11 protein-coding genes and 1 tRNA gene are annotated in these 14,760 nt (G+C 33.9%); 6 read left to right on the top strand and 6 right to left on the bottom strand.

The genetic code is table 11. The features are described from left to right. Window positions 1-224 precede the first annotated feature (224 nt). Window positions 225-1,898, bottom strand: a complete 1,674-nt coding sequence (locus REB14_RS10680) for a glutamine--tRNA ligase/YqeY domain fusion protein (RefSeq protein ID WP_079242733.1) — start codon at window positions 1,896-1,898, stop codon at window positions 225-227. A 153-nt stretch (window positions 1,899-2,051) separates the two neighbouring features. Here REB14_RS10680 and REB14_RS10675 point away from each other — a divergent pair, with 153 nt between their 5' ends. Beyond that, window positions 2,052-3,182: an alpha/beta hydrolase gene (locus tag REB14_RS10675; RefSeq protein ID WP_079242734.1), complete on the top strand. Its 1,131-nt coding sequence runs from the start codon at window positions 2,052-2,054 to the stop codon at window positions 3,180-3,182. 448 nt (window positions 3,183-3,630) lie between these two features. Then, window positions 3,631-3,798, top strand: a complete 168-nt coding sequence (locus REB14_RS10670; RefSeq protein WP_156106428.1) for a bacteriocin-like protein — start codon at window positions 3,631-3,633, stop codon at window positions 3,796-3,798. Window positions 3,799-3,812: 14 nt separating this feature from the next. Here REB14_RS10670 and REB14_RS10665 read toward each other — a convergent pair whose 3' ends face one another. Further along, window positions 3,813-4,817: an o-succinylbenzoate synthase gene (locus tag REB14_RS10665; RefSeq protein WP_079242735.1), complete on the bottom strand. Its 1,005-nt coding sequence runs from the start codon at window positions 4,815-4,817 to the stop codon at window positions 3,813-3,815. Continuing rightward, window positions 4,818-5,834 carry a class 1 fructose-bisphosphatase gene (fbp, locus tag REB14_RS10660; RefSeq protein ID WP_034695188.1) on the bottom strand — a complete coding sequence of 339 codons (1,017 nt, stop codon included), beginning with the start codon at window positions 5,832-5,834 and terminating at the stop codon, window positions 4,818-4,820. Between the two features lie 324 nt (window positions 5,835-6,158). On the opposite strand from fbp, the gene REB14_RS10655 reads away from it, so the two are divergent. The 4 genes from REB14_RS10655 (at window position 6,159) to REB14_RS10640 (ending at window position 11,005) form a co-directional block, all read left to right on the top strand. Then, window positions 6,159-7,397 carry an aspartate kinase gene (locus tag REB14_RS10655; RefSeq protein ID WP_079242736.1) on the top strand — a complete coding sequence of 413 codons (1,239 nt, stop codon included), beginning with the start codon at window positions 6,159-6,161 and terminating at the stop codon, window positions 7,395-7,397. A gap of 22 nt (window positions 7,398-7,419) precedes the next feature. After that, entirely contained in the window at window positions 7,420-9,261 is a 1,842-nt protein-coding gene (locus REB14_RS10650; protein WP_309522155.1) for a lysophospholipid acyltransferase family protein, read from the top strand. A gap of 109 nt (window positions 9,262-9,370) precedes the next feature. After that, window positions 9,371-9,443 (top strand) — tRNA-Phe (locus tag REB14_RS10645). A 275-nt stretch (window positions 9,444-9,718) separates the two neighbouring features. Next, window positions 9,719-11,005 carry a DUF3472 domain-containing protein gene (locus tag REB14_RS10640; protein WP_309522154.1) on the top strand — a complete coding sequence of 429 codons (1,287 nt, stop codon included), beginning with the start codon at window positions 9,719-9,721 and terminating at the stop codon, window positions 11,003-11,005. Window positions 11,006-11,060: 55 nt separating this feature from the next. On the opposite strand, the gene REB14_RS10635 is transcribed toward REB14_RS10640, so the two are convergent. From REB14_RS10635 to REB14_RS10625, 3 genes are read right to left on the bottom strand one after another with little or no spacing between them, the layout of a single operon-like run. Then, complete coding sequence (locus REB14_RS10635) at window positions 11,061-12,230, bottom strand: hypothetical protein (RefSeq protein WP_309522153.1); 1,170 nt, start codon at window positions 12,228-12,230, stop codon at window positions 11,061-11,063. 51 nt (window positions 12,231-12,281) lie between these two features. After that, window positions 12,282-13,502, bottom strand: a complete 1,221-nt coding sequence (locus REB14_RS10630; RefSeq protein WP_309522152.1) for a hypothetical protein — start codon at window positions 13,500-13,502, stop codon at window positions 12,282-12,284. Between the two features lie 11 nt (window positions 13,503-13,513). Beyond that, window positions 13,514-14,758, bottom strand: coding sequence for a hypothetical protein (locus REB14_RS10625; protein WP_309522151.1), 1,245 nt, complete (start codon window positions 14,756-14,758; stop codon window positions 13,514-13,516). Between the last annotated feature and the right edge of the window lie 2 nt (window positions 14,759-14,760).

Genomic DNA, 14,760 nt, shown 5'->3' with positions numbered 1-14,760 from the left:
GTTTTAAGGCGCAAGGATTTTATCTCCGATAAAATTGAACACTGTTGATTTCTAAAGTTAAAAATATTGATTGACTAGATTGTATTACACTTGCTGGAAATCTTCGGTTTCCTTGCTCCTTAAATATTCACCCATGTATAAAATTCTTAGCGCCTTTGCGTTTTCCAACAAAAAAAGCAGAACTTCAATGAAGTCCTGCTTTATGTATTATATATTTCCGAAAATTATTCCGGTTTAAAAGAATCTTTTAACGTTACTGTACGGTTAAATACCAAAGTATCTTCTGTAGAATCCTGATCTTTTGTAAAGTATCCGATTCTCTGGAACTGTAATGGCTCTCCAACAGCAACATCTTTCAGGCTTGGCTCAGCAAATCCTTTTACCGTTGCTACAGATTCAGGATTGATGAAGTTTAAGAAGTCTACATCTTTTTCAGCGTCAGGCTGTTCCACTGTAAACAGTTGGTTGTAGATTCTTACTTCTACAGGAATAGCATGCTTCGCAGATACCCAATGTAAAGTTCCTTTTACTTTTCTCAAACTTTCTTCTGTTCCGCTTCCTGACTTACTCTTCTCATCATAAGTAGCATAAATGGTAGTAATCTCACCATTTTCGTCCTTCTCTACTCTTTCAGCTTTTATGATGTAAGCAGATTTCAAACGAACTTCGCCACCTAATTTAAGTCTGAAGAATTTATTGTTAGCTTCTTCTTTGAAGTCTTCACGTTCTATATAGATTTCTCTTGAGAATGGTATTTCTCTTGTTCCTGCATTTTCCTGTTCAGGATTATTCTCAGTTTCTAACCACTCTTCTTTGTCTTCCGGGTAGTTTTCGATCACCAATTTTACAGGATCTACCACTGCCATTACACGCTTGGCAACCTTATTCAGATCTTCACGTACACAGAAGTCAAGCAACTGGATTTCGATAAGATTTTCTCTTTTCGCTACTCCTACTTTCTCAATAAAGTTTCTGATAGAAGTAGGAGTAAATCCTTTTCTTCTCATCCCTGAGATAGTTGGCATTCTAGGATCATCCCATCCCGTCACTACTCCCTCAGCTACCAATCTTTGCAGCTTTCTTTTGGAAGTAATCATATAGGAAACATTCATCCTTGCAAATTCTCTCTGCTTGTTTTTAACATTTCCTTCTTCGTAAACCTGATCTAAATACCAGTTATACAAAGGTCTGTGATTTTCAAACTCCAAAGAACAAAGTGAATGCGAGATTTGTTCGATATAATCAGATTCACCATGAGCCCAGTCGTACATTGGATAAATTTTCCATGCTGTACCGGTTCTGTGGTGAGGCTTATTCAAAATTCTGTACATCACAGGGTCACGCATATTCATGTTGGGTGAAACCATGTCAATTTTTGCACGAAGAGACATTGAACCACTTTCAAATTCTCCGTTTTTCATCCTTTCGAATAAATCTAAAGATTCTTCAACAGGACGGTTTCTGTATGGAGATTCAATTCCCGGTTCTGCAGGATTTTTTCTCTGTTCAGTAATTACTTCAGAAGGCTGCTCGTCTACGTAAGCTTTTTCTTCTTTAATTAACTGAACGGCCCAATCGTAAAGCTGCTGGAAGTAATCGGATGCGTACAAAACTTTATCCCATTTGAAACCTAACCATTCAACGTCTTTCATGATAGAATCTACGAATTCCTGTTCTTCTTTTTCAGGGTTCGTATCATCGAAACGAAGGTTTACGGGAGCATTGTATTTTTCACCCAGACCAAAGTTGATGCAGATCGCTTTTGTATGCCCTACATGCAGATAACCATTAGGTTCAGGTGGAAAACGGAAACGGATCTGATCTCTTTTCAAACCGTTTGCCAAATCATCTTCTATAATTTGCTCAATAAAATTGAGTGATTTTTTTTCTTCTTCCATTAAAGTAGCTTTTATTTTTTCGCAAAAAAAGTTTCACAAAGTTACGGAAAAATAAGCTTTTGTAAAAGTGATAATTTAAAAGCCTTATGTATTGTATTTCAATATTTTTCACTAATTTCGGGATGCTAATACCATTTTAACCAATTAACCGTCATGGCCGTTTATATCTTAAGCAACCGGAAAATTATCCGGCACAAAGGCGAAAGAGTAGACTCTTTTTCCAATGAAGAATACTCGATTCCTAATTTCAGGATCGCCAAGTGCGATTTTGACAATTATAAGGAACCTACCGCACAGGTCAAAAAGAAGAAAGATTATACCAACAGAAATATTCTGAATTACAAGCTCTTTTCCGAACCCGAAAAACAAGGGTATGAAGAAGTCTTAGATGTTCTGTTAAATGAAAAAGGAATCAAAAAATCCTCTCTTACAGCCAATAATCTTGGCGGAACCCAAAGAATGTTTTATGAATTGTACAAAAATATGTCTTCTACAAAAGACAGAAGTGATGTACTGATATTCATCCATGGTTATTTGTATGATTTTGATGATGAATTAAAGGCCATACTTGATCTAAAAAAAATATTCATTGATAATCCGGCATCTCCTGTAGAGCATATCTTATTTGTCAGTTGGCCCGCTTCCGGCAGTATGATCCCTTTGAGTTATTTTGATGATAAGGCTTCCAGCATCAATTCCGGAACTTCTCTGGTGAGATTGTTTTATTTCTATACTCAGTTTTTAAAAGATATTTTTTCTAACCGAGATCTTGCTCCCTGCAATCAAAGAATACATCTTATGGCTCACTCTATGGGAAACAGAGTCCTTCAAAGTATGTTATACAGCCTTAAGAGAGAGAATATACTGCGCGTTATTGACCAGGTTCTCCTGTTGAATGCGGATGTGAGTTACAAAGTGTTTGAAGATTCTGAGGATTCATTCAATAAACTGCCATTATTAGCCAACCGGATTTCTATTTACTTAAACAGACAGGATATTATTCTGGGGGCTTCTCAGTTTACCAAAAATATTCTTACCCCAAGGCTTGGTAAAAATGGACCAAGTGATATTGCTCATTACAAAGATATTGTGTCTATCATTGACTGTACCTTTGTAAAGGATGATCTTCTCAACAGTCTTAAATATGAAGTAGGAAATCATTGGGGATACCTTTCCAGCTCGCAGGTACAGAAAGATATCTTTCAAAATTTAAACGGAATTGACAGAAATCTTATCACCAACAGATCAAAGGATAACGAAAATATTTTCACAATTATTTCTTAACAAATAATTAAAATAATTCTTAAAAAATGAACTCTGTGTTAAAATTAGCCTCAATTTACAGTATGGCACAGAGATTGCTAATTCAAACGTTAGGGAATTACAATTTTTTATTATGGGACAGATTAAAAAAAGGTTTTCTGATATATTAAACTATATCAAGAAAGCCATCTTCGTAAAAGATGTGATTTAACTGAGTAACAACCTCTAAATCAACAAAATATTCGATACACAACTACTACATCCTCATAAAGACCGGATTAAAAATATCCCTCACCTATTCTGCATAGGAAGGGATTGCTAAATTGAAAAACCGGAACCATTACCTTTAGATTTTAAACAATACAAGCTTTTTAGTAAAATTGTTAAATATTACTAAATAATTCCCCATGTGTTGTATAATTAAAAAAAGTTATCGACATTTACTTACCAATCAAATAAAATCAATAACATGAAAAATCTAAAGAAAATCAAAAGAGGAGAATTAAAATCCATCAAAGGAGGAAGACCACCTCTTGGATGCAACAGCTGGAATCCGGTTGCTATGTGCTGCAGATCATGGGCACCTGACTATTGTGGGCAAACTACTTGTCCAGATTCACCTCCACCATTATGCTAATTAATTTTTAACAGTTATATTTTGAACCACAGCAGCTCATTTCTGAGTTCTAAATCGGATTCAAAATTATTGACAAATAAAGCTCCAGTGCCTAAACCTTGAGGCATTGGATTTTTTTTAGTAAAGGTATACTGAGCAATAGCATTTAAGCCGATATTACTTTCCAAAGCTGAAGTAATCCACCAGCCTATATTCTGATTTTCTGCTAGAGAAATCCATTCATCTGAACCAGAAAATCCTCCCACTAAAGCAGGTTTTAGAATAATATACTGAGGATTTATCGTTTCTAAAAGTTGTTTCTTTTTTTCAGGATCAATAATTCCGATCAGTTCTTCATCCAATGCAATGGGAGTAGGTGTTTTTGCACATAGTTCAGCCATATCATTCCAATTTCCGGCTTTAATAGGCTGTTCAATAGAGTGAATATGAAGATCAGCAAGCTGCTGTAACACAATGACCGCTTCCTCTTTACTGAATCCACCATTAGCATCCACACGAAGTTCCAGCTGATCTTTGGAGAACTTTTCTCTTAATTTCTGGAGAATAACATGCTCAGATTTCCAATCGACACCAATTTTTAATTTGATACAATGGAAACCTTTTTCCAGTTTCTCCTGAATCTGTTCTTCCATATATCCAGCATCGCCCATCCATATCAGCCCGTTGATGGTAATAGCAGATTTTCCTTCGGTAAATTCACCAGGAAAATAAAGACTGTCTCCATATTTCAGATTCTGAACTGCCTGCTCGTATCCAAACCAGATGGAAGGAAACTCTTTCAGTTCTTCTTTTAAAAAAGCTGTATCCTGATTGATATTTTCACAAAGCCACTTCAGTTTTTCTTCGTAATCAGGTCGGTCATCAAAACTCAGTCCTCTGAAAATGGCACATTCCCCTACTCCTTTTTTTTCGTTTTCCGAAACTGTAAGAATATAGGTTTCTTTATCAAGCAAAACGCCGCGAGATGTTCCACTCGGGCGTTTAAATTGTAATAAATATTGTAAGTACGTTGCTTCCATTTATTTTACGCTGTCGATACGCATAAATTCTTCTGCTTTCTCCACCATTTCAATGCTTCCGCAGAAGAAAGGAATTCTCTGGTGAAGTTCTGTAGGTTCTATTTCCAGAATTCTTCTGAATCCGTCTGTTGCTTTTGCTCCGGCTTGTTCAGCAAGGAATGCCATTGGATTACATTCGTATAAGAGTCTTAATTTACCATTTGGAGCCTGTGAATAAGAAGGATAAATATAAATCCCTCCTTTCAGCATATTTCTATGGAAATCTGCAACTAATGAACCGATATATCTTGAAGTGTAAGGACGATCACCTTCTTCCATCTGGCAGTACTTAAGGTAGTTTTTTACTCCCTGAGGAAATTTGATATAGTTTCCTTCGTTAATAGAATAGATCTTTCCTGTTTTTGGGAAAGTCATGTTAGGATGAGAAAGATAATATGTTCCCAAGGATGGATCCAATGTAAATCCGTTTACCCCATTTCCTGTTGTATAAACAATCATGGTAGATGAACCGTAAATAACATATCCCGCTGCAATCTGATTGATTCCTTTCTGTAAAAAGTCTTCCAGCTGCACTGGAGTTCCAGGTTCGGTAACTCTTCTGTAGATAGAGAAAATAGTTCCTACGGAAACATTTACATCAATATTGGAAGATCCGTCTAAAGGATCGATCAGTACAACATATTTACTTAAATGACCATTTTCACCGCATTTGATATCAATAAAATCATCATTTTCCTCAGAAGCAATACCACAAACAACCTCTCTTTGAGACAAAGCCGTAATAAAAATTTCATTAGCGATTACATCCAGTTTTTGCTGCTCTTCTCCCTGAACGTTTTGGTTTCCCGCAGCTCCTGTAATATCTACAATTCCCGCTTTATTTACTTCTCTGTTTACCACTTTCGAAGCCAATCTTATTGCACTTAGAAGACGAGAAAATTCACCTGTAGAATACTGAAAATCGTCCTGTTTATCTATAAGAAATTCTCCTAAAGTCTGTAATGGTTGATTTGACATATTTTTCTTTTTACGTTTTGCCCAAATTTCGGAAAATTTATCGCATTAAGAAAATTTAATTAAAAAAGAGGTTAATCACTGTATTTCAACTAAATACAAACACAACATAACATAATACCAGATCTTTATTGAAAATTAAGTCTCCAAATTTGTTACATCAGACTCGCGAAAAATTAAAATTATTTCATTATTTGTTGATTTTAAGGAAATCTTAATTCTATCTCCTCACTAGGCTATTTCATATCTCGTTGTAAATTTATAATTTTGACGTCCGTAAAAAACTCATGTAATTTTTTATCTAACAATTTTATTTTTAACAATTTAATGAAAATTTTCAAGTTTGGTGGAGCATCGGTAAAAGATGCTGACAGTGTAAAAAACGTGTCCATGGTTCTAAAAAGCCAGGGATTTGCCAAATGTTTGCTGGTAATTTCAGCAATGGGCAAGACGACAAATGAGTTGGAAAAAGTTGTAGAACTTTATTTCAAAAAAGATAACTATCAAACTGAGATTGAAAAGATAAAACGAAAACACATGGAGATTGCGGAAGGACTATTTCCTGAAAATCATGCGGTTTTTGCTGAAATCAATCTCTTTTTTGATGATATTGATTCTTTTTTACGAAGAAATAAATCTCCTAATTACAACTTTGTGTATGATCAGGTGGTAAGCTGCGGAGAAATGATTTCTACTAAAATCGTGAGTGAGTATCTGAATGAGATCCAATTTACGAATCAGTGGCTGGATGCCAGAGATTATGTAAAAACGGATAATTCTTACAGAGAAGGTACGGTAGACTGGACAAGAACAGAAGAATTTATTTCTCATCTTAATCCTGAAATCTGCTATGTAACTCAGGGATTCATCGGTTCTGACGACAATAATTTTACGGTGACGTTAGGAAGAGAAGGATCTGACTATTCAGCTGCTATTTTTGCATATTGCTTAAATGCTGAAGCAATGACGATCTGGAAAGATGTACCTGGAGTAATGACCGGAGATCCGAGAAAGTTCAGTGATGTAACTCTTCTTTCCAATATTTCTTACGAAGAAGCAATTGAGATGGCTTACTATGGAGCAAGTGTTATTCACCCAAAAACATTACAGCCACTTCAACAAAAAAATATTCCTTTTTATGTAAAATCTTTTGTAGATCCTACTAAAGAAGGAACAAAAGTAGGTGCTTCCGAAAAAAACCAACAGGAAGAATCTTATATTCTAAAAGAAAACCAGGATCTTTTGAAAATCTCTACAAGAGACTTCTCTTTCATTGCAGAAGATCATATGAGCCTGATTTTCGGATTTTTATCTAAATATAAGATCAAAGTTTCCCTGATGCAGAATTCTGCGATCTCTCTGGCATTGTGCCTTGAGGATAAATTTAACCATCTTGATGAGCTCAACGAAGAGCTTCAAAAAATTTTTAAAACCGAAGCAATTAAAAATGTATCTTTATTCACAGTAAGAAATGCGAAGAAGGATCACATTGATAAATTTTACCATGAAAAAAATGTATTATTGGAACAAATCTCCAAGAATACTCTTCAAATGGTAACACAATAATATTAATTGCGACTAAACACACATGAGTTTAATTTCGAAAAACGATCTGATCAAAGCTTCCGGCTTAAGTAAACTTGGGTTCCTCAAGAACCCGGTAGCATCTGCTGTGATGAGCATTGCTAAAATAAACGAAGTAAATAAATTATACGATAAATTAAAAGACAAGGAAGGCAAAGACTTTTTCGACTCATTTGTGAGAGAAAGAAACCTAAGCTATGTAGCTTTTGAAGAGGATCTGGCAAAGATTCCGAAAACGGGACCATTTGTTTTGGTTTCCAATCACCCGCTGGGTGCTATTGACGGGATTCTGATGTGCAAGGTCTTATCAGAGGTTCGTCCGGATTTTAAGGTAATGGGAAATTTCCTTTTGGAAAAGATCAAACCTATGGAGCCGTATGTAATCGCTGTAAATCCTTTTGAAAACAGAAAAGAAGCTTACAGCAGCTCTTCAGGAATGCGTGAAACACTCAAGCATTTACAAAACGGAGGCTGCGTAGGTATTTTTCCGGCAGGAGAAGTTTCCAACAAGAACAATCCTTACGGAGAAATTTTAGATAAGGAATGGGAAAAAACGGCACTTAAGCTTATCAGAATGGCTAAAGTGCCGGTAGTTCCTATGTATTTCCACGCTAAGAACAGCCGACTTTTTTATCAGGTGGCTAAACTTCACCCGAATTTGCAGACTCTTATGCTTCCAGCAGAAATGATGAATGACAGGGAAAAACCTATCAGAATCAGAATCGGGCGTCCTATTACCGTAAAGGCAATGGACGAAATGGAAACGATTGAGGAGTTGGGAGAGTTTTTGAAACGCAAGGTTTATATGATGAAATCTTACTATGAAAAGAGAAAATCCCTTGCTCAAAGTATCAATCTCCAGAATTTATCTGTCAAATTTCCTTTATTGAAGGAAGAAAACATTGTTCAGAATATCATAGATGAAACTCCTCTTGAAGACATTATTAAAGATGTTGATAAATTGAGAGGAACGGATAAAATGCTGTTCAGTAACGGAAATTATGAGATCTACTTTACGACTTATGAGGAAATTCCTTCTATTATGAGGGAAATAGGACGTCAGAGAGAGCTTACTTTCCGTGCGGTAGGTGAAGGAAGTAATCTTCCGTTTGACCTGGATGAATATGATAAACATTACCACCATCTTTTCCTTTGGGATAATGGGGAGAAAAAACTGGCTGGAGCTTACAGAATGGCACTGGGTAGAGAGGTAATGAAGAAATACGGTATTAAAGGCTTCTATACAAGCTCTTTATTTGAGTTTGAGCAGGACATTCATCCTTTCTTCAAAAAGGTAATTGAAATGGGTCGTGCTTACATCTGTCAGGAATATCAGCAGAAACCACTTCCGCTTTTCCTTTTATGGAGAGGAATTGTACATGTATGCCTGAGAAATCCTGATCATAAATTCCTTATGGGAGGTGTGAGTATTTCCAACAAATTCTCAGAATTTTCAAAATCACTGATGATCGAATTTATGCGTTCTAATTATTTTGATTCTGCAGTAGCTCAATATATCACTCCAAGGAATGAATACAAAGTAAAGCTTCGTGACAGGGATAAAAACATTTTCTTTGAGGAAATGGAATCTGACCTTAATAAACTGGACAAGATTATTGATGATCTTGAACCAGAATTGAGACTTCCTGTTCTGATCAAAAAATACATCAAACAAAATGCTAAAGTAATTGCTTTTAATGTTGATCCCAACTTTAATGATGCAATTGATGGATTGATGTATATCCGAATCAGTGATCTTCCGGAAAACACGATCAAACCTGTATTGGAAGAGATGAGTGAACAGATCAGAAAGGAGCAGGAAAATAATCCGACTGATAATCAGTAAGTTTTTAAGTTTATTCAAAAAAAGTACGATGAATACTTGCTTTGTATACTAAAACTTACTACTTTTGCATCACTTTAAAACAACGAAGTAAGTCAAACAAAAATATAATGGTTTCTTAGCTCAGTTGGTAGAGCAATGGATTGAAAATCCATGTGTCCCTGGTTCGATTCCTGGAGAAACCACTTTAAAACCTCTAATTCATTTTAGAGGTTTTTTTGTTTTTTTTATCTATGCCTATTTTCTTACGTCTACCCTCTTACTGCTCTAGTAAAATATAAACTTCGTTATCTATTTGTTCAAAAAATAAAAAATTAATCAAAATTATGGGAATTATTTCTTTCCTATTTAATGAGTAAAGCTTAATTTAGTAGGAGAAACCTAATACAAATACAATTATGAGAGTAAAATTATTAGCCAATACTTTTCTGGGTATTGCCACTCTGCTTATTTTTCAATCATGTGCAGAAACCCCTATGGCAACAGAGGACACCGTTGCAGCACAAAAAATACATCAGCTTTAAAAAATACATCATCCTTCAACGTTCCGGTTGCAGGAAATTCTTTTTTAACGGTAAAACCATCGGGAGCCAGTGAAGTGATCACCTCTACTAACTTAGGGAACTGGACCAACTCTAATACTGTTATCAGTACTTATTTCAGAGTGAGTAATACAGGAACATTAAACCTTGGATTAAAAGCTTCTGTCCCATCAGGAACAAGTGTTGTAAAAATAACGGTAGGAAATACATCCAAAAATGTGACTCTAACAGGAGCTTCGAATAAAGAGTATGCTGTTGGAGATTTTACCGTTTCTACTCCAGGCTATGTGAAAGTTGACCTTCAGGGAGTTTCAAAAACCGGAGGATATTTTGCAGATGTTACAGATATTACTTTCAGTGGAGCAGCTTCTACAGGAGCCAATATTTACAGCAATGATCCGTCATACTATTATTGGGCACGCAGAGGACCTTCCTGCCATCTGAACTATGTAGTTCCAACAACCAATAATGTTAGCTATTATTACAACGAAGTAACAGTTCCTGCAGGAGAAGACAAAATCGGCTCTTATTTTATGGCTAATGGCTTCAGTGCGGGCTATTTTGGGATGCAGGTGAACTCTGCCACAGAAAGAAGGATTTTATTCTCTGTATGGAGCCCATTTGATACTGACGATCCCAATAATATTCCTCCTGACCACAAAATTATTCTCAACAGATCAGGTACCGGAGTAACCATCGGAGAATTTGGCAATGAAGGTTCGGGCGGACAAAGCTATTATAAATACAACTGGAGTGCCGGGCAAACCTATAAATTCTTATTAAAAGGGGAACCGGATGGCAGCGGAAAAACAGACTTCACCGCCTGGTTTTTATCTCCGGATACTACCACATGGAAGCTAATCGCCAGCTGGAAGAGACCCCAAACCAGCACTTACCTTAAAAGCTTCTATAGTTTCGTTGAAAATTTCAATCCCGAGAATGGATATCAGGGCAGAAAAGCAGAATTTAAAAATCAATGGGTAAGAACTTCCGCTGGTAACTGGATTGCCATTTCAGGAGCAAAGTTTAGTGTGGATAATACCTACAATGCACAGCAAAGAATAGATGCAATGGGAGGAACAAGCAATAATGCTTTCTTTTTACAAAATGGAGGATTCTTTAACACAACTGTTGCGCCTGGCTCACAGTTCTCTGTTACTGCTCCTACACAAGCTCCTAATATCAATTTTTCAACCCTTCCTTAACATTTTATCCTAAAAATAATCAGCCAGCTACTTTAAATAAGAGCTGGCTTTTTTATTATTCTGTTTCATGGTCTATACTTGCCTGAACTCGGTGTAAACTTTCTTTTAAATCAGAAAGTCCATAATATTTATTTTTATGAAATACTAAGATGATTTTTTTATCTTTTACAACACTATTATAAAGTAAACTTTCAGCATTCCATACGGCATTCCCAGAATTAACCCCAGCAAAATTCAAATAAAATGGATCAACTGTATTCCCAATATAAGCAAGAATTTTATATTTTTCTTCTGATGTAAACTTGGTATTATCTTTCAATGCATATCCAAAATTCTCTAAAGCATTCAAAAGCCTATTTTCGTCTGATTTTGTGTGCTCTTTTATATACTTTAACAAGTCAACTCTTATTTCTAATTCTCCCTTACAATTTTTAACAAAAATAATATCACCAATATCAGAGGAATTTTGAAAATTACTCAAATAGTCATTCATCGTCAAATCATTGAACTTTGGTTCTTTAGTATATCCAAAAGTTTTTACCATTAATTTCACAAACCTTATATCATTACTTATCAACCAGTCAACATAAGATTTATTATCATTAAACAGGTACATATTTCTAGCAATAATTGTTTTAATATTTTGCTTTCTTATATTTTTTAAATCAGCTATATCTTTCCAATAATATATCTTGACATCAGTTATATGATTATTATTCTCAGCATCTTTTTCATATTGCAATAATTCAGGATATTTAGTATAATCCAATATTTCAGGGATGCTGTATAAATCTGAAATGAAAAGTCCATTTTTAAAAACATACGTACTGTATGGATTAACATCAATACTATTTGAGTTTTTAAAAAGATTAAAGTCTTTTGAACATTTATCTTCAAAATTAATATGCAAATACTTTGACTCTGATCTCGGATCAATTATCCTATTGAATACTTTATTGACCATATTAGCAAAGTCTTCTTTACCTGGCTTTTTGTATCCATTGTCTTCTAATTCTTTTGATATGATAGATTCTGTAGCTTCTAAATCTTTTAATGTAAATTGATAGGTTGGATAATCTGTTTCACTTTTTTCTCCACTTACTCCAGCTGACAGCTGTGATTTAAGAACAGTTAGAAAAGCGTTTTTTATGCCCAATAACATATTTTGTGAATAAAATTCACTCGATATTAAGATAGCCAGAGAAATTATAATCTTCTTTATCATTGTTGTGTTTTTAAAATAAAAGCACAGTTAAATTTAACTGTGCTTTATATATTATTTTTTAGGATGTTGTTTTCTCCATTCTGTATAGTCCATAGGTTGGTATCCTGAACCGCAGCTTCCTTCATATTCGCACTCGCCTACATAATAAGCATCATAATCTGCATTATCCCACCACTCTTTAAATTTTGGAAGACTGAAAAAATTATTTTCTTTTATAACCTTGAAATCAGCATCATTCAAAAAATAACGAAGTCTAGCCATCATCTTATTATCATCATCAAATTTTTTATCATAATTATACTGTTCAGCAAAATATGCCAAGTTAGCCATTAGTTTTAATTTTTCATTTCTTGTAAGATCAGTGGATTTATCACGTCCCAAAAATTCTAAATAGCTTTTGATATTATCAATAATAAATCTATTTTCAGATGGGTCATTAGGTATATGAATTTTTTGTAAAAGCTTGAAGGTATCTGCATGCAGTTTGAATTTTCCATTACACACTTTAACCCAAAAAAGCTTACCAAAATCCCGAGGATCCTTTTCATCAAACTTTGTTCTTTCAGTAACCCATTTTAATAAATCAGGATCTTGTGTATACCCGAAAGTTTTTACTAAACTCTCCATGAAATTTTGATCATTTAAAATAAGCCATTTGAATTGTGGCTTACTATCATTAAAAAGGTATATATTACGGGCAATAATATATCGTGGAACTTTAATTTTAAAAGAATTATCACCATTAATATTTATTAGTTCCTTTAATAAAAGCATTGGAAAAATAAATTGTTTATTAGTATTAATGAAAGTATTCTGAGTAGTTGAATAAAGTTCATACTTATTTTGTTCAAGTGTCATAGGATTGCCATCAAGATGATTACCAAATACTGTTATGTACCCATTCGTTTGATCGATACTCACGCATTTATTAGAACTATGACTGATTGAAAAAATAGTTTCAATTTTATTTTTAAAGGATTCAGCTTTTGGTTCAATATAACTGTTACTGATCAAATCATCATAGATAATAGAAGAAGCTAATTTTAGATCTTCTACATTCAAATTATAAGGATCATCATATTCCACTTCATCAGACTCAATTTTTTCTTGTAGTTTAATATGTTTTTTAATGTTTTCAACATCAATTTTGCTATCTAAATTTTCTGATTTTGCATATTGTCTATTTGCAGTGCTCATATTATTGTCTTGTCCCTTATAGTTACAAGCAATCAATAGTAGAATAATTGTGAAAACATTTGAAATTTGTATCATTAATTATGAATTTAATCCGGAGCGCCTACACTATCAAATCCCTCTGCGTAACTAATTACTTCTTTTAAATTTGAAAGATTATAATAATTATTTTTCTGCATTTCTTCTTTTAACTTAGGCCATTTAATCTTACTTCTTGAATCATCTTCAAAATATGCTCCTAAAATATTCCATCTAGGATCCCAGCCATCCTGATTCCTATGATTTTTTTTGAACAGGAAATCATAAGTATTTGCAAGATAAGCTACCATTTTAATTTTTTCATTCTCTGAATAATTATTGTATTCATCTGTTTCTAATAATTTTGAACCAAACTCCATTAATCCATATAAATCTTTAGGATTTGAACTTTTTCGATAAGCATCAGTCAAACTCTGCAATATTCCCTCCCGTACTTCTAATTCATTATTACAATTTTTAGCAAATACAAGTTCACCTATTTTATATTGATCTTTAGATTGAATATATTCATTAATAAGCATTTCATTAAATTTAGGTTCTTTATCATAACCAAAATTTTTAACCAGCAATTTTATAAAGTTTTTATCATGAGTTACCAGCCAAATAATATATGTTTTATTATTATTGAACAAATACATGTTCCTTGCAATAATTCTTTGAATATTTACTTTTCTTTGTTCTTTTAAACTGGTAACATCTTTCCAATGGGGAATTTCAACATCCACTTGTGAACTTGATTTTCTAGTAATTTTGTCAGACTCAACGTTATTTAGTGTAGGATATTCTTTTTGATAATCAATAATTTCGGGCAGGTAATAGAAGTCTGTAAAAAGTTTTCTTTTTTTGTCAATATATCCTCCTTCATAATCAACACTATTATTACTATAAGTTACAAAGCTTCTGTCACATTTATCAAAATAGTTTACATATAAAAATGGATTACTTGAACTATTATCAATTATTCTCCCAAAAACAGCTTTAATTTTATCATTAAATTCGGCAACAGATAGTTCCTTAAATCCATTTGATAATAATACTTTTTTTGCAGTTTCAGTAGATGCTTCAAGCTCTTCGATTTCAAACGGTACTTTAGCTAATTCAGCTCCTGCCTCGTCAATTGATTTACTTGAACCTTCCTGCAACTGCTTCTTAAGAACTTTTTGTATTATGGTATCATCATTCATACTTAGGTTTTTTTGACTATTGTCTGAATTTTGTTTTTTTTCCTGGCAGCTTGAACTGCTCATTATTAATAAGAAATATATTGTTAATCTAATTTTACTTTTAATATTCATAG

It is taken from the genome of Chryseobacterium metallicongregator (assembly GCF_031324065.1).
GTDB lineage: Bacteria > Bacteroidota > Bacteroidia > Flavobacteriales > Weeksellaceae > Chryseobacterium > Chryseobacterium metallicongregator.
Note: the sequence above shows the minus strand (reverse complement) of the source record. Positions and strands in the feature narration are given on the sequence as shown.